We start from the raw sequence: 19,332 nt of genomic DNA on the forward strand, positions 1-19,332 counted from the left end.
TGGATTCGATCAGTCATGGAAGACATCTGAGTTCGGGCGTGGGTCAGCGTTCGGGTCCGCATTTGAGTCTCTGTTTGGGTCTGTGCGCCTTCAATGGTGAACGAGTTGATCGCTCTCCCAGAGATCTCTTCAAACGTTTCATCGTGTAACGCTTCGTCAATAGACGGTATGAGAACGTATCCCGTCTCGCTGTCTTCGTCAACGGCCAGCACGAAAGAGCCACGATAGACGGTGTCCTCTCTCACATTGAAGTCCAGGATCGTTGCATCATGACCGCTCGCCAGCGTGGTCGATCGCTCATCGAGTAAGTCCATCGATGAATCGAGTTCCGTCTCAGTTCGGAACTCATCAACCAGTTCTTCATGGGACTGTGCATTCATCGGGTCGACGAGCACCGTGAGATCTCGAATGCCGAACTCGTCAGTGATCGTCACGGTACCATCTTGGAGTTCGGCTATCTCCCATGCTGCCGGATGCTCGAGGCTGTATCCAAACTCCTCGTTCTCGTAGGTGTCGTACTCTTCGATATCGATGTCGGACATGGCCGGCGGTTCAGTGATTGTAAGAGAGGTAAGCACGTCAACGCCTAACGCATCGAACTCGTCGTCATACCCGTCGATATCGGTCCTGATGTCGACCGTGTACGCGACGCCTTCGTCGGTGATAACCATAAGGATCTTCGTCTGATAGAAGTCGGATGTAAACCCTGGACTGTACTCCCAGTCAATGATCCGGGCGTCTTCTCCACTTGCAATCGCTACATCCTCCTGGCCGAGTACTTCGGACTCAGAAGTTCCTTCCAAGTTTGCAATCACTTCCTCGACAAACTCGTCGAGCGTCGTTTCTGGCGGATACGCAAGAGTACTAATTGTTAGTTCTTCTTGGTCAGGTCCGTAGAAATAAATGTCCGAAGGGTCGACGTCATTGATCGCCCACTCGTCGGGCACCTCGAGTTCGTAGCCGTACTCTTCGTTCGTGTACGATGTGAGCGTCAGATCTCGATCGACTTGGCCTTCACCGTTCTCGTCATCATCGTCGTCTACTTCTTCATCATCCGACTCCTCATCGCCGTCTCTATCTTCTCCATCACCTCCATCATCCGACTCTTCGCCGTTGGTTTCTCCTCTACCGTCGTCGCTCTCCCCATCGTCTTCTTCGTCACCGCTTCCTCCCCCATCGTCCGCTTCGTCGTCTCCATCGTCAGCACAGCCGGCAAGCCCAACGATGGCAGCAGCCCCTCCAAGCTGGAGCACTCGACGACGCATCAGGCCGGGCATCTCGTCTGCAGTTGCTGGGTCTTCATACATACGGTAAGATGATAATGTGATACTATAGTCGTTTCCCGCGAACTCCGAGTGCCGGCCGGGCTCGACACGAACTCGCTGAACGAACTCGCGACCTCGATCGGCATTACGACGGCAATTCAGTCGAAATACGGTGCATTCGCTTGCTACCGCCAGCTGTTCGAAGCTCGAGAAGAGAAACATCGGACCGCTCTTTCGCCGACTGTCGATGCCGACGACCCACTGGGAACACTCATCGGCCCTCTAGTCGTTCGTAGGGACGACATCCACCGACCCCACCCTAAGCTCAAGCACTCGCTCGAGACGCCAGCAGCGCTCGCTGAGGACACTCCCGAGTTCGCGGTCCACGTTTCCCTTTCGACTACCGACCGGACGACCTATGCGACAGCTGCGACACGAATCCTCCAGTCCAAGAATTTGCGACCGACTCGAGAAATCGTCTCGCTGCTCCACGCACTGGCTTGCTCACCGTACGCTGCTGCTCGAGCACTGCATCAACTCGCCGGCGAAGACGAACGCCGAGAGCTTCGACCAGACGAGCTCCGATACGCGCTAGGAACGCTCGAGCCTGAGTAGTTACTCTCTAATCTCCCACCGACAGTTGGTCGAATCGTCTATACGCTTCTCACCGTCGAAAATCGACTGTCACAGAGCGAACTCGCTGACAGAGCGAATGTCTCGACCGGACGGTTCAGAACTATCGGGATCGACTCAGAGCGCTCGATCTTATTCGTGTCGGCAAGAACGGGTATCGCCTGGCGGTGTCGTTCCGGACGGCCACCGAACGCCACGACCCTGTTGTTCCGACCTTCCTCGAGAAGAATCAGACGCTCCTAGATGTAGCCGATGCACTTCTCGAAACTATTCTTACACCAGATCGCTACGGCGATCCTGATGATCCGCTTGGTAGTACACTATTTTGGCCACCAGATCCGGAACGGTTACTCGAGCATCCGATAGTCGACTCATGGATGCGACTAGCAGCTACGCTCCCTGTAAGAGGGGTCAATGAAAATAACCAGGTCGTGTAAATGGGTCCACTACTTGAGCAGCAATCGCTTTTTTATACAACTCCGTAACAACTCAGTCTCGTTCTATCTTCGATCTGGAGGATCTCAGTACGGTCGACTCACGGTCGCAAGGTGTCATCTGGGAGTGAGACAAAGGAATCTGCAACTCTGATACTCTCGCGACTGCGGGGGGCTCCGTAATTAGCAGTAAGACAGCTAAATCTTGATGTCTCGATTAATAACTTAGATTCTATATCAAATTCTGATAAGCTAGTCATTCTTTAACCTGCACTGAACTCCTGTTGAAGATGAAATGTCCCGAAGAAAAGGAAAAAGGTCAAATCCCTTCACTAAGGGACTCACCCGACGTCGAGTTCTAAAACACACTGCAGCGACCAGCGTGGTCGCAACCGGTGCCGCAACATCTGCGACAGCCACCGGTACTACCGAGCCGACTTTCGAAGACGGACGCGCTCAGCCGGTTTTTGCTGAGGATGACGTGATCCGGGAGGACTACTGGGTTGAGACACCACTAGATACGGACGGGACGGGCGATCCAGATCGAGTACACGTCGAAATCGCCCGTCCTGCTTCAACCGAGAGCGAGGACCTCGAGCTCCCGGTCGTTATGGAACCGAGTCCATATTATGGCGAAGATCAACCTGCGTACGGCTATCCGTCCGACGAGGAACTGTACGAACCTGACAAGCCCGGGCGGGATCTCGACGAAAGTTCGGATGCGCGTTCGCGGAGAGTATACGACGACTATTCCCACCTCGCAGAATTTACCGGGCGGGACGGGCCGAACATTGGTCCAGAGAAGTTCGAAGAGGAGTTACTACAGTGTGGATTCATCTGGGCGTATCCTGCCTCGATCGGGACCGAGCAATCGACGGGCTGTCCCGACGTCGGCGGTCCCGACGAGATCGCGGGAATCAAGGCGGTTATCGACTGGCTGAATGGTCGAGCCGATGCCTACGACCTACGCGAGGGTGGCGAGACGGTAGAGGCAACGTGGGCGACTGGAAAGACTGGCATGCTTGGGATCTCCTACAACGGGACGCTCGCTAACGGAGTCGCCACAACTGGCGTGGACGGACTCGAGGCGATCATCCCGATGGTCGCGATCTCGAACTGGTACGACTACTACCGGGCGAACGGCCACGTTGGCTCACGTCTTGATATGGGCGGACTCTTCGACTACATTATGAGTCGTGAGGGTGGCGAACTCTGTGACTCCGCCCGCGAAGCCGTCGAGCAGAACCAGGATCGGACGACCGGCAACTACAACGATTGGTGGCACGAGCGGAACTACCTGCCCGACGTCGAAAACATCGACTGCGGTGTACTCGTCTGCCACGGCATCTACGACTTTAACGTCGAGACGGGCAACGCCGCTAAGCTCGTCGACGAACTCAGAGCCCACGACAAACCGTACAAGGTGTGGCTCCACCAAGAGGCCCACGGCGATTTCCTTCGATTCGGTCGCCACGTCGATGCCTGGATTGATATGATGAACCAGTGGTTCACCCACTGGTTGTTCGGTGTCGACAATGGTGTGATGGACGAGGAGCCGACAGCAGTTATCGAACGCGAGAACCATGAACTATCTGCATATGCCGACTGGCCGGATCCTGACGCTGAGCACGTCGATATCTCCTTTGAGCCGGGCGGTCGTTCCACCGGTGGACTCACACTCGAGAACCCGACGGGCCAGCCAGTCACCGAGTCGCTCGTCGATGATCCCGGAACATGGCTCCAGACCCACGCAAATACTGAGGAATCCGAGCACCGACTACGCTATTTGACCGAACCGCTTGAGGAGGACATTCGCGTTAGTGGAACCGTCTTCCCCGAGCTGACGCTATCGTTCGATAAACCCGCTGCGAACGTTTCCGCCGCGCTCGTTGCGTACGACGAGGATGGCAGCGCTGAGATCGTCAATCGTGGATGGATGAACCCACAGAATAGAAAATCACCAAGCGAGACGTTCGCGCTCCATCCGCCAGACCGCCCGTACCACCTCGAGTTCGATCTACAAGCGACCGATCGCGTGTTCGAAGCGGGAACCCGCCTTGGAATCATGTTGGTCTCGACGGATCCAGGGAAGGGGATGATGCAGCCGCCGGAGACTCGCGTCGAGCTTACGCTTGACCTCAACCGAAGTTCGGTTCGGATTCCGGTCGTCGGCGGCGAGTCAGCCCTTGAGACAGCACTCTCGGACTGAAACAAAACCGCGGTCAGCGCGTCGAATATCTGCCCCACGTGGTTCAGAAGATCGTGAACACGAATATCGTCGGACTTCGGTGCCGTATTTGTGTCGGGAGCGCTTCGCGATAGCGCTATCTCAACTCTAGTACTATCGTCGTTGGCGTCGATACGTAGAGAAGCCCCTCGTCGATTAGGACAGGGACCTGCCCCGAACTAACCCCATGACACTCGCGAAACACGCTGCAGAAACGGAGAACAGAAACAAGTCCCTCACGACGGATGGGGTAACGACGATCGACCGCGAGACGATCGAAGTAATGTACGACGAACCCGGCGATGCTCGGTGGACAGCAAAACACGCTTCGTCGCTGTTGCCCGGACGCTCGAAGCCGAGGGCCCCGGTCTGCTCCCTGCTCAGACTGTCGTCCTCTACGTCGACACCGGCGCTAACGTCGCCTTCGAACGCTGGTTCCCGCTCCCGCTCGAGTGGGAGGGCATTCCGCGGTCGGTCGTCGTCTCACAGAACCAGGAGTTTAAGCCGCTCACGAGTAGCCTGGAGGCTGCTGCTGAGAGGCTCGTCAGCTCTACGACGGTGTAGAGGTCAACACTGACGAAAGCGTCGACTGGCGGCCCGCCAAAGACGAGTAGACGACCAAATATTCACTGAACAGCTATCGCTTACCGACGCGCTCAAGTTTCCCACCGAAGGGAGCACTCGAGACGAGCCGGAGACACCGTGTCGCCACACTCCCCGCGCGGGGCACTGGCGGACTATCGAACTCGATCATCTCGATGACGACCTGCTCGAGGAACGACTCTGTGGTAAGTGCGTTGCAAAAGCGCTCGGCGAGAAGTACCAGCCCGGTGGCGACGACGTCGACTACTCGCGCACGCCGCTCGACCGACTCGCCGAAGCGGGCCTCCTGGAAGAGGACGACGGTCAGCTACGTACCGACAGCGGTACTTCCCCTCCCTCTACCTAACGGCTATTTTGACAGAACCTCGAGAATTCTCAGAGATCCACATAGGTTACCAGTCTCCCCGCATTCCGAGGCTGTACTCAAGGCCCTCTTCAACGGCCTCCATCCGCTCATCGGGGATTGATCCGACGACCTCAGTTATCCGCTCGTCAATCGATACTGTCCGGATTTGGCTGCAAAGAGCGACGGAGTCCTCGCGGAGTGCACACTCATCAGCCGAAATCTTGACCTCGAAGGGGTATAATCGATCCCCAAACGACGTCGTGAGCGGAACAACGATTGTCGTCGGTGCGTTTTCGTTTCCGACGTCGTTCTGAACGACGAGGCACGGGCGCGTCCCGCGTTGCTCGGAGCCTTTCGTCGGATCTAACTCGACAATGACAATATCGCCACGCCGAACATGCATCGTTACTCGAGCTCCGGCGCGTCACCAAGATAGTCATCCGCCTCACGCGACGCTCCCTCGAATTTCTCGGCGAGCTCACGATCACGCTCTGCTCGAGCGCGATATCCTTCTGCTAATTCCTCTCTCGAGACTGGCTTTTCGATCACGATTTTGTCCCCCTCCACGCGAAACTCGAGTTCGTCGCCACCACTAATGCCAAAATTCTCTCGAAGCTCTTTCGGGAGTGTTACTTGTCCACGCTCTCCTACGCGTCGAGTCTCTCCGTTGGATGTTCCCATACATATTCAATTCATATCCATACGCAAAAAGACGTCGGTAGACTGTGTCGCAAATCGAAACCACAGCGCCACCCCAGATCCTAACGCTACCAACGATTCACCGGCCGTAGTAAACCGTGAAACGCTACGCTACGATAAATTATTTATCGAATGGATTATCAGGAAAGAAAGTTTATGCCGGCAGGCTTGCTCCATCAGAGTATGTCGACTGACGCCGAAGAAACGCTCCCAAATCGTATCACAATTGTTGGCAAAGGGGTCCCGTCAAGCTACGAAATTACTGTCAGCAACTCCATCGAATTAGTAGGGGCTAAGCCGCTCGAGGAAGCAACGATTGTTACAGAGCATGCAGCAGAGGGAACGATCGAGACAGGTGTGAAGCGATTCCGATTTGCCGGTGAGATGGCGAACGTACATCTCGTCGATTGGAACGGAACCCCAGCATCGCAGTCGCCGAACACGCCGGAGGTTCACATCGATTATGGGGTCTTCGGCTAACCCACACAGGTTAAGCTACCTGAATATCGCCAGTTCCGGAGACAATGACGTCGTATCCGGCGTACTCAAAAGAAATCGATCTCAGAGCAGAGTTTCGTCCACAATCGACCAAATCATTCAACGCCTCTGGATCTATGACATTGCTAAGCGGTGGCAACTTGAGTGGATCCGTGCCAGCAGCATCGGCAACTGCAGAGATGACAGCAACAACGGGCGTCGGTTCATAATCCGAACGCTGTTCCGGCGCTGTGGTGGGACTCGTCTGCTGGACTGGTGGATCTGACATAGCACGGACTGCCACATTCCTGTATAAATCGCTTCTCAAACAGCCGGCTAGTTTTCAGCTGTCGTCCGTCCAGCTCCGACTACTCGACGTTCACACCAGTATTTCGTAGAATCAATTCTAGACCTATCGGCTCGAGCCAGTAGGGGTAAGCAAGAAGTTAACAATGATCTCGGCGTAACCCTCGAACGTCGCGTACCTACCCACCGCGACACTAGCACCCACCACCCAATCTGCACCTGGCCACCGATATCAGCACCCCACCTGATCGGTGGTCTGTTTGGCAAGCCTATTTCCTTCCTTTCCGAAGAGTTCTCGACAGAGAGTCCTGACTCAGTCGCTACAACAGGGGGAGAGAACTATTGAAATAGACCTGGAAAGAGAACCTGATGCCAACCGACTCGGATCCGTCTCGAGAGCATACCTTTGGGTCCCCTCTCGATTTGTTCTCGACACTCGAGGGTCTCAATATCCAGTATCTCGACGTCAACGAGACTCGGGCACTCGTAATCTACCAGACCGCAATTCTCAACCTCAAAGTCCTCAAGGGCGACCTCTCTGCTGCACGCCGTATTGAACTCGAAGTCTACGAGGAACCTCGCGAAGACTTTTCCACAGAGCCGGAACAAAAAGAGGACTCAGTTGTCGACTCACTCCTCGATCAGCTCACCTCCGGAAACCACTAATCGATTTCAGATCGAAACTAAAGGAGAGAATACAGTTCTCCGCGAAATTGTAGCTCGGGACTGGCAGTCACATACGACAGGGATAACAATATACAGGTACAAGAATAGGTCACCATGGACGACCTTACAGGTTTCCAGCGAGACCTGCTGTACGTCATCGCAGGCGCCGACCAGCCATCCGGCCAGGACATCAAAGACGAGGTTGAAACCTACTACAGTACAGAGATTAACCACGGGCGGCTATACCCAAATCTCGATACGCTCGTAAACAAGGAACTCGTCGAGAAAGGTGAGCTCGATCGGCGAACAAACTACTATGCCCTCGCCGACAAAGGGGACGGAGCAATTCAACAGCGCCGGGAGTGGGAATCACAGTACGTCGACGTCTAATTCGGCCGTTCCTCAATACTCAAATCGAACCGTTGGAAAGGATTCATCAGCCTCGAGCGTCCGTCCTACATCGGTCCATGAACGGCGCTGCTTTTTTCGAAAAGCCGGCAGACAGTGACACTAGATCGAATTAAAGGGATTATCGGTCGTCTCCTCTTCTGCCTCCTCCTCCTCCTCTTGGCTATCGCCACCCTCAGCTTCGAGCTCATGTTCGGGGTCCGGTCGCTGCTTTGGTGGGTCGGGCGCAGGCACAGGCTCCTCGAGCTCTCGAAGTGGTTCCACATCCAGAGAACTCCCGTCACTTTCAGCGTCACCGCCGTCTACGTCCGTGTTTGTCTCGTCAGTGGTCTCCGATTCTGCTTCCGACCCGATCCCAGACTCGAGTCCGGGTTCCGCCGACTCAGTGATGACATCATTAGTCGATCCGTCTAGCCACACCCCAATCGGAATCGCCTCTTCGCTACCAACGTCGAACAGAAGCAACTCCGGGTCACCCTCGAGGTCGCGATCATCGTTTGGCACGATAGCGATCCGGAATTCCTCTGGCTCCGGAACGAACTCATGGCCGTGCTCGCAGAATATCGCTTCGGGGATCACCGGCTCGTAGATGTGTGTCCACTCGTCAGTAAGCGGCCCCTTCCCACCGTACTTCCGTTCGACGTCACCGCTTCGCTCGACAACGTAGTTGGTGTCCTCGGGATCGTAATGAACGGTCGCAGGCGCGTCAGCCGGGTCACGCTCTCGGTACTCTTTGCGACTATCGAACCGAAAATAGGTCTCGTCAGTGTCCCGGTCGCGACAGACGATCGCGCCGCTTTCGAGTTCAACCCACTCGGTCGAAACGTCTTCCGGCACGATCGCGAGTTTCTCAGTCCCCGAGTCGTCGCGAGCCATCTCGAGTTTCCCGCGGGTGTAGAACTTCCGAGCAGCCCCCGTCGGCGTTCGAATCGACGTGAACGGATCGCTCCCGTCAGCACCGAAGATCGACGCCAGACGCTCGGCATTTCTTGTGAGCCCATCGTCGCCACCGTCGCCGACGACGAACAACAGCTGCTCAGGCCCTGGTGCTTTCGCCGCGTTCTTGATTGGGCCGCCCGGCTTCGAGAGCCCCTTCGACTCGGCTTCGATGTACAACGTCTCTGTTCCCGAGAGCTCGAGGACCTCAGGGTACTCGCTCTCGAGGCGCGACTGAACGATCTGCTTGCGTTCGGCCTCTGAAAGATCTCCGTCGGGAACAATCGACGGAGGGACCTCGCCAACCGCATCCGGCAGTTCGTCGCCGTCCTGGGTTGGCAATTTCATCTCATACCCGATGCGTGTCCCCCACTCGTAGACCTCTCGAAGCATGTGACGGTGTTTGCTCTTCCCACCAGAACCACCCGAACCGGTCTCCAACCCAATCTGTCCGCGTCCCTCAGGGGTCACTGTAATCTTCAGCCCATCACTCGTACTCCGCTGCTCGAGTGCACCGGCTGCTTCCAAACGCTCGACGATATTCGACGCCTGTGTGTACTCAAGGCCGGTTGCATCGGTCACCGCACTCTCAGCAGCCGACGTCTCAACTGAGTCAGACTCCGCTCGAATCGTTTCGTCGTAGATTGCCTTCAGTGCTGCCTGAGCCGCTTCGACATCGTCGACATCCATTGGCTCCTCGACACCACTCGAGGTGTTCTCACGACCGACTGCATTCGCTGCGTCGGACTGACCAGTACCAGCAAAGAACAGACCGTCCAAGACCTCCCGGCCAGACTGGCGCTCGATCCCGTAGCGTTCGGTCGACTCTTGGATCAACTCGAACGCTTCCTCTATCGAGTGCAGCGGTGGATACGGCGGCGTCAACTTCGCCATGAACGAGTCGTCCTCGTGACGCAGCTTCGTCTGGGCGTGGTAGTCCGGGATCTGGGTCAAATCTCGAGGATCCTTTCCACCGAATCGATCGGACAGCGCTCGAGCCTCATCAGGCAACAACGGGTTCAACGAAACCAGTGTATTGCAATTCGATAGAATTGCCTGCTGAGCCTCTGCATCCAACTGATGAAGCGTCTGCGTTGCCAACAGCAACCCAAGCTTCTTCGACCGAGCTTTCGTGAGCATCTTGTCGATCTGTGAGGCCTCAGTAAGGACGTCATCACACTCGTCGATCATCAAAAAGTACGGATCGTAGTCCCCACCGGAGGTATTCGCCCCAGCGAGCTCACGGACCTTCTTTTCGGAGGGATTGATCCGGTCGTTTACACAGGTCCAGACCCGACGCATAACAGCCGTCGCGACCATCCGCTTTGCCTCGCCGGGCAGGTCGTTCTTGCAGATAATTATCTTGCCCTCGTTGACCGCCTCAGCAATCGAGACGTCAGACTCGCGCTGAGCCAAAATCTGGCGTGTGATCGGATTCTCCACCCAGTCCTTCAAGCGACCGACAAGCGCGTCGAGTTCCTGTTCAGTCAGCTCTTCAGCGATCTGTCGCGTATAGACCTCGAGGAACGCAATGTCATCGTCGTCAGCTGACGCGATCAAATCCGCATACTCCCTACGGTTTTCCTCGTCGAGCAACGCGTAATATAGCTCGAGGGGCGTGAACTCGAACTCGTGGCGGATCATCCCGCGGACCATCGTCTTCATGACGCGGTCCATCCGATTGCCCCAGAAGTCGCCAGCTTTCAACAACTGCTTGAAGTCGTCAACAATTCCCTCGATCTCCTCGTCGAACCCGGTCTCGTCGGGCTCGTGGTAGGTCTCGAAGAGGTTGAACCCGACCGACTTATCCAAGAAATCGTCACCCGGCGCAATGTAGATCACATCGTCCCAGCGATCCTCCGGAACCCGTCGTAGGAGGTCGTAGATATCGTCACCTTTCGGGTCGATTATCGTGACGCCGTGACCGCCGTACATGAGCGCGACGGCATCGTTGTACATCTTCGTCGTCTTCCCCGTACCCGTTGAGCCACCGTAGAAGACGTGCCGAAAGAGGCGATCAAACTCCACCGGAACCTCGCGGCCGGAACTCTCGGAGACACCGATCCAGAGTGGCTGCCGTGGCTCGGCCTGTGCGTTCTCGATCATCGCTCGAGGCCAGGCACCAGCATAGGTCTCGATTTCCTCTTCGACTGGATCGTAGCGCTGTATGGCCCACTCCTTGTTGTTCACCAAAACGGGACTTTTCGGGTCGTCTTCACCCTCGATCCGAATCCCAAATTTCTCCATATCGATACTCTTCTCATTCGGACTGTCGAACAATTTCATTCTGGAACCTCCGTAGTGTTACTATCACCGATTGTTTTCCCTCGGTCCTTGTCGGAATCGGTAATTGCACGGATATCGAGCGGTAGACCCTCATACATTCTGTGGTGCGTGTGACACAGCGAAATGAGATTCTCCATAGCATCTGATTTTTCATAGTTGATCTCACCGTCCTCGCCCCGGAACTCTTTCAGAGGGACGATATGGTGTACATTCAGGCCAAAGCCGATTTCATCAAACTGCTCTTCGTCTGTGACTTGGCAGGAAGGGATAGCACAAGTGTAATCGTCACGTTCGAGGACTTCTTCCCGTCGCACACTCCACTCGGAGGAGTATCTGAGGTCTGTTCGGTCCTCCTTCCAAGAAGGATTTTCACAACCAAAGCGACAGGCCGCGGGGCGGCGCCGGTCAATTCCGTAGTGGACAAGCCACTTCCAGATGCAGACCGCAGTACATCCGAACTTATCAGCTATTTCTGGCGACTCCAACTCACACTCCCAGTACAGGTGTCGCAGTTTCTCTTCATTTTGCCATGGCGGGTTATCAACTGGTTCATCCGGCCGACGCCGCGGAATTTTATGCTTCTTAAGCCAATAAAGAATAGTCTGCGAAGTACAATCGAACTTCTCTGCGATTTCACCAGCCGAACACTCCTCTTCGAGATACTCCTGTCTGAGAAAATCGCAGTCACGATATAGCGGATCGCCGTATTTGCCACGTTTGTCCCGCTTATCAAAGCCGAAATTCTCAACCCACCTACCCACAGTATTATGGCTGCAGTCCCATTCGTTCGAGATTTCCCGGAGCGACATCTCTTTCACGACATACATTTCTCGTAGCTTCTCTTCATTCCGCCATGGGCGGTCCAATTCCTGACTCATATTTTGACCCCGCTATCTGCACTCGCTGAATCGCCCTCGATCCGGGCACCGAACTTTTCCATCTCTTCAACTGGTTCGCCGTCATCGCCAAATGGTAGAGTCATGTTATGCGGACACCTCCTGGTCTCGCTCAGAACTGCGGTCATTTAGCTCACAATCGCCATCGGACGGGTGGTCATTGGCGTCAACACTCCAGTCATCGTACTCCTCAGGATCGCTCCACGTCGAGGGAATATCGTACGTCCACCAATCAGCACCCTCGAGGCCAACCGATCGGAGCTCCTTCTCCCAGGGAACTATCCCAGAGTCGTGGAACTCCGAAAACCGCGGTGCGTTCGCCGGGACGTCGCCGGCGTGAGACGTCAACGACCAGTCGACGTCCTGGGTGTTGATATCGTCGTTCGGGATATGGATCAGGCCAGCAGCCCCACGAACACCCATGATCATCTTCCGATCCGCACGGGTGCGACCGTACGCACGCTTTAACTCGGTCCGAAGCCGCTTGTCATACAACGGAACAACCTCGAAGCCCTGCTCAGTCTTACTCTCGTAGTAGCCGTCGAACTGCTGGGCGGTCTCTGCTACCCGCCGAACCGCAGAATCAGGATCATCGGAGACGCCGACGATCCGCAGATTCATCCGGAAGCCCTTCTCGCCGCGTTGCTCGCGAACGATATTTGATGCCTGCTTGTCCTTGTTCGACGCTTCTCGCTCCTCGCCGATGATCTCGAATTTCTCGGGGAAGAGTTCGTACTTCAGCGCGTGGAGGAACGACTCATCCTTGCGTGGACTCTTGAGCTCATCCGCAATGTCATCGATCGACGACGAGAGCAGTCCGCCCTTCCACCAGTCGGCTGGTGCCGGCTCGAAGATCGTCTGCACGGCCAAGTCCGTCTCAGTATCAGACTCTCGTTCACCGATCATCTCGGCCGTAATCGAGCCATAGGGGTCGTTCTCGAACCCCTCGATATCCATGTGCTTGATCGGATACAGATGCTTCCCATCCGAACGCTTCCGGAGTCGAAGATATGCGCCGGCGACGTAGCGCCCCTCCTCGAGCGGCAACAGCGCTGGTCGGTCGTGTTCCGAGACATCAATGTGAGCGTCTGGGTAGAACGTCTCGAGTTGGCGCTGCATCTGTTTTTGAGCCTCGGTCGTCGCCATCACCCACTGAAAACCAACCAATCCGTTGATATAGCGCATCTCGAAGGAGTGCGTCGGACCCTCTGCCGACCCGAACAAACCACTCCGACCAGGATTATGAACGGCCGTCAACAGGTCAATCGCGTCCTTCGGACCACCACCGTCCTTGCTCGGCTGAACGGCGATCGATTTGCGCTCAGGCAACTCACCGTAGAGCTGCTCAGCCAACTCTGGCGTTACCTCAAGGGCCTGGTAGCCATCGCCAAGACCGAGCTTCTGCTTCGTGGCACACACGGTCCGATTCCCAAGGCCCATCAGGACCACCTCCAGCCACAGACATCGTCGTACTGCTGCAGATACGACGCATAATCCTCACCGTGCTCGGAGGGATCGTACATCAACGCAACCGCCTCCCTTGGATTCTGGTCGTGATCCATCCGGACGCGCCCGGGGTAACAGCCCTCGTCGTCAACTCGCAACAACACCTCGGAGAATCCATCCGCAAGGTTCCCCTTCTGGAGATTGTCAATCAACTCGGCCTCGTCACCAGAAAGCCCCAGCCGTTTGCCCCACTGTTCGTTCATCCCTTCGACATACTGGTAGATCTCCATCGATGAGAGCTCGAGCATGACCTCAGCGTTATCCGTCAAATGAACGTTGCCCTCACCGTCGGTGCCGAAGAAGTCCTTGTGCGACTGCGTGCCAGCACCGATCGAGAGATCCCAGTGACGGTGGTGGCGATACTTCTGTGACAGTGACTTCACCGTCATGTCGTCGCGAAGAAGGTAGTGGAACTCGTCACAGAAGATCGTGCCCGGCTCTGGGCGGGACTTGACCTCGTTGTACAGCAGGTCCAGCAAGAGGTGCATCATGAGCCCACCACCTTCCTCATCACCCTCTTTCAGCTGCAAATCGGCGTAGACGAAGTCCGTGTCCTCGAGGTCGACCTCCGTCTCGTGAGCGAGATGCTCGAGGTGACCGCCGTCGCGGAACGGCTCGACGTGATTGTTGATCACCGCCGTCGCCTTCTCCTCGCGATCCTCCACCTGACTCTCGTTCGACGAATCCTCGACATACGCAGCCCCATCGCTCGACATATCGTTGATGATCTCGAGGACGTCGTCGGCCATCGTCGGCGCCTTGCCGTCGTAGCCCTCCGATTTGCGGTACTCTGGGTCGTGCGTTTTCGGATCCTCAGTGATTCCCTTCTCCTCGCCGGCGCGCTTGAGCGCCTTCGTCCAGATCGCCCGGTACTGCGAGAAGTCGAATCCCTGCATCTTGTAGTAGAGCTCGAGGAAATCAAGTCCCGAATCGAGCCACTCGCGGTATGGGGCCGAGTGTCCGATCGCATCCAACTTGTCCTCGGGCGTCGGCTTGATATCGAACGGATTGATGTTGGTCGACCCGACGACGATCCGCTCACCGCCGAAGATCTCCTGCAAATTGGCGAACTCCTGTAGCGGGTCAATCACAGCGATGAACGAATCGGGGTTGTCGACCTTGTAGCGCCACAGATACTGGCTCGAGGTAACCGTCTTGCCAGCGCCGGTCTTGCCGACGATCACCCAGTTGTACCCCGCGTCGCGTTTGTAAACGTCCACAGCCAGCGGCTCGTTCGTCGCCATGTTCTCGGCGATCTCAACACCAGAAGGTTCGTGGAGGTTCGTCGTTGTCCACGGGTTCATCGCCGCAAGGGCCTCTGATCGAACCTTTACCTTCTGGTCGACCTTGTCCTGACACGCCGGCGCGACCGTCTGGTGTCCAACGTCGTGGTTTTGCCGAAGCACAGAGACCTCCGCGCTCATATCGGACATCTTCGCTCGAATCGAGCGAATGGCCCGCTTCAATGCACCCGGATTGAACGACCGAACCTCGATATAGGTCTGGGCCTCGAAAATATCGTGCTCACTCTGCAGATACGAGTCGAGTGCCGCCTGCGTCTCATCGGCCTCATCACGATATCGACTTGCAAACATCTCGACGCGAGAATTCTTGACCCGCTCGTACTTCTTCCGAAGTGCGTCAGCATAGTCCTCGAGTTCCTGTTCGGCCTTGTCCTGGTCGACGGTCTCGATGTGGGTCGCGACGTTCGTCTGGACCTCCGCGTCATCGAACTGCAGGATCGGCTCGAGGAAGCCTTCAGGCGGATCCTTCGGATAGCTCGAGATGAACATGGTCACCGCATAGATCTCGCCGTCAATCCGAAGATGATTGCCGCTACCGTCCATCCAGGAGCGCTCGATCTCCTCTGGAGCCAGCAAAGAAATGTACTGCTCCTCGAGTTCCTCGTCTGTGAGGGCGATCTCTGCACTGCCCGGAGACTCTGCTACCTCTGACGACTCCGCTGTGACACCGCCATCAGTCGTCGCCTCTGGCCGCTCAGACGATTCCGACTGTGCCGTAGGGTCTGGCTCATCCGAATCACTCGAATCCTGATCAGCAATCGCGAGCTGGTTGTGCCGCCTCGAGAGGGCCGTCCGTGGGTCACGCTCGGCTTCGACGTCCAGATGCGCGTAGGTCACGTCGTACTCCGGATCAGAGACTTCGCTGGCCTCGACACCGTCCTCAGTAATCTCTGGCGTCGGAATTGGGCTCTGCCGAACCAGCGACGTATAATCGGCATGGGCGTAGACGTTCGCCGCCTGATAGTGATCCGCCGCGACCTGCGAGAGCTCTTCACTCGGGATCGGGTGTCCGCTCACGTCCTCGAGACGTCGAATCGAGTCACTGATCGTATCGAGGCGATCCTCGAGCAACGTAATCATCTGCGGGATATGCTTACCGTCCTGCTTGAGCTGATGGACCTTCCAGTGCGTATAGATTCGACCAAGAATCGGAATCGACGTGAGTCCACCCTCGACATCGTCTTCAGTAACGACATCGCCGGGTTTGACCTCCACAATCAGGTACGGATCGACCGTGTACGTCGAGAGATCGTACATCGAGACGACGTCGGCGCGCTCCTGGCAGAGATCAGCGAGAACTTTCTTCCCGAACTCGAGTTCAGAGTAGTCGACCTCACCGGGTGCTGTCTCACCATCAGCAGTCGTGAGAATTTCCTCTTCTCGCTGACTATACCGTTCGATCCGCGGTGTGTAGTCGACCATCCGCATGTACTCGGCAATCTGGATGTTCCCTTTGACTGCCGTATCGAGCACCTTCGCGTAGAAACGCGACTGCCGCTCCCACTCCTCTTCGCTCGAGGTCACCATGTTCGCTGGAGAGATGCGAATCGCACCAACCACATGACCGTCGTCAGTCTCGACCGCCGGCGTTCCGTGATAGGATTTCGTGTACTGTACAAAGTCCTGAGTGCGAACCGGGCCCTTTGACTTGTCTTCTGGCGAGTCAGGACCACGGACTGACGAAAGATAGCGAAGCCCTGCAAGGGGAATGGCCGCTGCCCTCCCGAAGATCGAGTCGTTCGTTGGCTGTTCAATACCGGAGTCGGTGGAATTTCTATCGAAAAGCATGGTTGATTGCTGCGAGAACGATCGAAGCACTGTCTCAGCGTAGAAGCGGGCAGTCATCCAGGGATCCTTCGCGACGATGAAGCCAAAACCGACGAACAGCCAAGCAAACGCCACAGTGTACGTAAGCGTACCCAACAGACCGCCGATCATCTGCCGACCGATAAACCAAATCATCGCCGGCGGTGCGATCGCCGCCAGGACCTCCATCTTGCTCATTCCGAGGACGACCTGATCGCTCGTCCCGGTGTGGATCACTTTGTGGTCGATGCCGTCTGACTGACTAGTGCTGTCGCTCATTTTCTGTAGTGGTCTGACTGCTTGCGGGCCCGCTCAGCTTGCTTTGAATTCCGTGCGCGGTCCTGCCGACGCTGTGCCGCCTTGCGACGCTGATCCGGCGTCACGCTCGCCCCTTGTGTTGTACTCGAACTGCTCGACGACGACCGTGAGGACGAACCCGAACTCGAGTTAGCCGACTGCCCACCATCGGTCCGAATCGGTCGCCGCGAATTGACCGACGACTTTGCTCGCTGGGCTGCCGCCTTCGACCGATTCGCCGCTGCGGCACCTGCCCTCTCGCCACCACGCTTGAGACGCTCCTTCGCCGACCGTGTCCGTTCGCCACCGAACACCGACGCCGGCCGCGGCGACGGAGCGTACTTCGAGACGACCGATGAAGCAGTCCCGACTGCAGCCCCACGCATCGAGAGCCCAATCAGGAAAAACGACCCGCTCACGGTGAACGGAATCAAGACTGCGAGCGCGAAGATCCCGAGCGTCGCCAGGAAGTTGAGTAGCTCCCAGGGGAAGAGCTGCCAGCCGACAGCGTTCGCGAACGCGAGCAAAATCGCCGTCGGGATGTTCATCACCAGCAGGCCGTACCACTGCCAGATGAAGAACGAGCCGACCTGCTTCACCCGGCGATGGCCGCACCAATAGGCCAGAATGAAGAAGATCGGCAACACAGCCGGATACACAAAGAGGAGGACATGCCGAGTCGCATGGATCAACCCAAGGGCAGCACCGCCAACCCACCCTTTGAAATAGAGAATCAGCGCTGTCGCCACGCCACCTGAGTACGTCGTCACCTCCGAATCAAGGACGTCCTCTCCATCCGGGAGGAACAACTGCGCCGTCGCGTCACTCAACGCGTGCATGAGTGTCGCGAACTCCCAGACGGCGACAACCATCATCACGACGAATACGCCAGAGGCGAGTATCGAGCCGACTTTCCGGCGCGTGATCGCCGTGATCGCCGGCGCGACCAACATCAATAGCGCCAACAAGAACATGACCGACATCGCCATCGGCATCACTAATCCGAGGTAGACCTCCTCGTAGACCGTCACATAGTTCTCTGTAGCCATCGCATCGTAGAGACCAGCCTCCTTGTGCGACGGCGTCTGCTCACCTTCCTCGAGGGCCTCCGGCGTGCCCAAGATTCCGAATGCACCGTCGTTGTTGATCGTCGGCGTCCCAAGGGCCTCGTTGAAGACTTCTTCAACGAAAAAGCTCATCGCGCCAGCAAACATCTCGGTCAGCCGTTCCCAGACTTCTTCAGCTGCGTCCGCGGGATTCAATGTATTGCTGACCGCACTTCCGGCACCACCAAGGATTGAGCGCCCTGCTGGCTCTTCCTCTTCATTCTCGTTCTCCTCGAGATAGAGTTCCTCGAACTCCTCGCGATCCTCGCTATCCTCGATCTGGAGCGGTTCGTCATCTCCATTCTCGAGTCCATCGCCGGACGCATTTTCAGACTCGTTCCCAGTAAGGACGCCATCGCCCTCGTCCAGCCCGTCACTACGATCCCCATCTGAACCATCTACTGCATCAGCCTCGTCGTCATCTTCTGGCGGTTCCCAAATACTCTCGTTCTCGTCAGCGCTCTGAGTCTGAAGTACCACATCATCCACCGCGATACTAGCATCAGCAGTAGCAACGCCCGGCCCAGCAAGTACGCCGACGCTACATAGTACTGCGATCAGAAGAACAATTCGGGCAATTCTCATTGGTATGTGGGTTTAGACGAACGGCGAGCAGCCTTCGCCGACGCCTGGTCCTCCGGCATAGCCGAGAGCGATATCGATAAACTGGACGAAGAAGATGAACGCGATCACGCCTACGATCGGCCCAATCATCATCAGGCTCCCGACTGCCGTTGAACCAGTAAACAGCGGCACTGCTCGCAAGACCAGCCCAAGCATGAAGATCAGAAACAGCGCACCAAGGATGACCTGCCAGGCCATCATCTGGATATCGAAGATCATCAATCCGAAGCCTTCTCCGCAGATGTCTGTTCCCTCACCTTCCTGTGCCGCAACTGACTGCGATGCAATCAGCGAAACAATACCCATGAAAACCATTGCTCGAACCGGCGTCAGTAGCTGACGCCGAAGCGAGTCCCCCACCGAACCCTTCTGTTGCTTGAGGGCCTCGAGCTCTGCTCGGCTCTCGTGAGCCGACTGCAGAACCCACAGAAAGAGTTTCTGGAGAACCGTACGATCCCGATCCGTATCCGCAGTAGGTTTTTCTTCGGTCATTTGTATTCTCAAAGC

At 56.5% G+C, this 19,332-nt stretch carries 15 protein-coding genes; 5 read left to right on the forward strand and 10 right to left on the reverse strand.

The genetic code is table 11. The features are described from left to right. Positions 1–1,307, reverse strand: a 1,307-nt coding sequence (locus QA609_RS23655) for a hypothetical protein (protein ID WP_278305082.1), incomplete at its 3' end; no start/stop codon positions are given. 1,407 nt (positions 1,308–2,714) lie between these two features. Between QA609_RS23655 and QA609_RS23660 the strand changes: the two genes are divergently transcribed. Together QA609_RS23660 and QA609_RS23665 are read left to right on the forward strand one after the other, a co-directional pair. Next, the gene (locus tag QA609_RS23660) at positions 2,715–4,541 is read left to right on the forward strand and encodes a Xaa-Pro dipeptidyl-peptidase (protein ID WP_278305083.1); all 1,827 of its coding nucleotides are present in this window, start codon (positions 2,715–2,717) and stop codon (positions 4,539–4,541) included. A gap of 327 nt (positions 4,542–4,868) precedes the next feature. Beyond that, entirely contained in the window at positions 4,869–5,123 is a 255-nt protein-coding gene (locus QA609_RS23665) for a hypothetical protein (RefSeq protein WP_278305084.1), read from the forward strand. 431 nt (positions 5,124–5,554) lie between these two features. Here QA609_RS23665 and QA609_RS23670 read toward each other — a convergent pair whose 3' ends face one another. Next, the gene (locus QA609_RS23670; protein WP_278305085.1) at positions 5,555–5,911 is read right to left on the reverse strand and encodes a type II toxin-antitoxin system PemK/MazF family toxin; all 357 of its coding nucleotides are present in this window, start codon (positions 5,909–5,911) and stop codon (positions 5,555–5,557) included. A gap of 2 nt (positions 5,912–5,913) precedes the next feature. Further along, the gene (locus tag QA609_RS23675) at positions 5,914–6,189 is read right to left on the reverse strand and encodes an AbrB/MazE/SpoVT family DNA-binding domain-containing protein (RefSeq protein ID WP_278305086.1); all 276 of its coding nucleotides are present in this window, start codon (positions 6,187–6,189) and stop codon (positions 5,914–5,916) included. A 201-nt stretch (positions 6,190–6,390) separates the two neighbouring features. On the opposite strand from QA609_RS23675, the gene QA609_RS23680 reads away from it, so the two are divergent. Next, complete coding sequence (locus tag QA609_RS23680; RefSeq protein ID WP_278305087.1) at positions 6,391–6,687, forward strand: hypothetical protein; 297 nt, start codon at positions 6,391–6,393, stop codon at positions 6,685–6,687. 10 nt (positions 6,688–6,697) lie between these two features. Here the strand turns inward: QA609_RS23680 and QA609_RS23685 are convergent, their stop codons facing one another. After that, positions 6,698–6,973 carry a HalOD1 output domain-containing protein gene (locus QA609_RS23685; protein ID WP_278305088.1) on the reverse strand — a complete coding sequence of 92 codons (276 nt, stop codon included), beginning with the start codon at positions 6,971–6,973 and terminating at the stop codon, positions 6,698–6,700. A 386-nt stretch (positions 6,974–7,359) separates the two neighbouring features. On the opposite strand from QA609_RS23685, the gene QA609_RS23690 reads away from it, so the two are divergent. Continuing rightward, positions 7,360–7,656, forward strand: coding sequence for a hypothetical protein (locus QA609_RS23690; RefSeq protein WP_278305089.1), 297 nt, complete (start codon positions 7,360–7,362; stop codon positions 7,654–7,656). A gap of 114 nt (positions 7,657–7,770) precedes the next feature. Then, a complete protein-coding gene (locus QA609_RS23695) occupies positions 7,771–8,046 on the forward strand; it encodes a PadR family transcriptional regulator (protein ID WP_278305090.1) in 276 nt (91 codons plus the stop codon). Between the two features lie 120 nt (positions 8,047–8,166). Here QA609_RS23695 and QA609_RS23700 read toward each other — a convergent pair whose 3' ends face one another. The 6 genes from QA609_RS23700 to QA609_RS23725 form a co-directional block, all read right to left on the reverse strand. Beyond that, positions 8,167–11,286 (reverse strand): TraM recognition domain-containing protein, encoded by a 3,120-nt coding sequence (locus tag QA609_RS23700; RefSeq protein WP_278305091.1) that lies wholly within the window; start codon positions 11,284–11,286, stop codon positions 8,167–8,169. Further along, on the reverse strand, positions 11,283–12,164 hold the full coding sequence (locus tag QA609_RS23705; protein ID WP_278305092.1) for an HNH endonuclease signature motif containing protein: 882 nt from the start codon (positions 12,162–12,164) through the stop codon (positions 11,283–11,285). Before QA609_RS23705 ends, QA609_RS23700 begins: the two co-directional genes overlap by 4 nt. A gap of 105 nt (positions 12,165–12,269) precedes the next feature. Continuing rightward, positions 12,270–13,622, reverse strand: coding sequence for a hypothetical protein (locus QA609_RS23710; protein ID WP_278305093.1), 1,353 nt, complete (start codon positions 13,620–13,622; stop codon positions 12,270–12,272). Beyond that, entirely contained in the window at positions 13,622–16,987 is a 3,366-nt protein-coding gene (locus tag QA609_RS23715; RefSeq protein ID WP_278305094.1) for a conjugal transfer protein, read from the reverse strand. Before QA609_RS23715 ends, QA609_RS23710 begins: the two co-directional genes overlap by 1 nt. Positions 16,988–17,073: 86 nt before the next feature. Then, on the reverse strand, positions 17,074–18,786 hold the full coding sequence (locus QA609_RS23720) for a hypothetical protein (protein ID WP_278305095.1): 1,713 nt from the start codon (positions 18,784–18,786) through the stop codon (positions 17,074–17,076). Positions 18,787–18,798: 12 nt separating this feature from the next. Continuing rightward, positions 18,799–19,332: hypothetical protein (locus QA609_RS23725; protein ID WP_343233827.1), on the reverse strand; the 534-nt coding region annotated here is incomplete at its 5' end.

The organism is Natronococcus sp. A-GB7, from assembly GCF_029688865.1.
GTDB lineage: Archaea > Halobacteriota > Halobacteria > Halobacteriales > Natrialbaceae > Natronococcus.

Excerpts from the sequence above, each read along its gene's own strand:
- QA609_RS23710 (WP_278305093.1), bottom strand. The coding sequence starts at position 13,622 with ATGGGCCTTGGGAATCGGACCGTGTGTGCCACGAAGCAGAAGCTCGGT.
- QA609_RS23670 (WP_278305085.1), bottom strand. The coding sequence starts at position 5,911 with ATGCATGTTCGGCGTGGCGATATTGTCATTGTCGAGTTAGATCCGACG.
- QA609_RS23715 (WP_278305094.1), bottom strand. The coding sequence starts at position 16,987 with ATGGAGGTCCTGGCGGCGATCGCACCGCCGGCGATGATTTGGTTTATC.
- QA609_RS23695 (WP_278305090.1), top strand. The coding sequence starts at position 7,771 with ATGGACGACCTTACAGGTTTCCAGCGAGACCTGCTGTACGTCATCGCA.
- QA609_RS23680 (WP_278305087.1), top strand. The coding sequence starts at position 6,391 with ATGTCGACTGACGCCGAAGAAACGCTCCCAAATCGTATCACAATTGTT.
- QA609_RS23690 (WP_278305089.1), top strand. The coding sequence starts at position 7,360 with ATGCCAACCGACTCGGATCCGTCTCGAGAGCATACCTTTGGGTCCCCT.
- QA609_RS23705 (WP_278305092.1), bottom strand. The coding sequence starts at position 12,164 with ATGAGTCAGGAATTGGACCGCCCATGGCGGAATGAAGAGAAGCTACGA.
- QA609_RS23675 (WP_278305086.1), bottom strand. The coding sequence starts at position 6,189 with ATGGGAACATCCAACGGAGAGACTCGACGCGTAGGAGAGCGTGGACAA.
- QA609_RS23700 (WP_278305091.1), bottom strand. The coding sequence starts at position 11,286 with ATGAAATTGTTCGACAGTCCGAATGAGAAGAGTATCGATATGGAGAAA.
- QA609_RS23685 (WP_278305088.1), bottom strand. The coding sequence starts at position 6,973 with ATGTCAGATCCACCAGTCCAGCAGACGAGTCCCACCACAGCGCCGGAA.
- QA609_RS23720 (WP_278305095.1), bottom strand. The coding sequence starts at position 18,786 with ATGAGAATTGCCCGAATTGTTCTTCTGATCGCAGTACTATGTAGCGTC.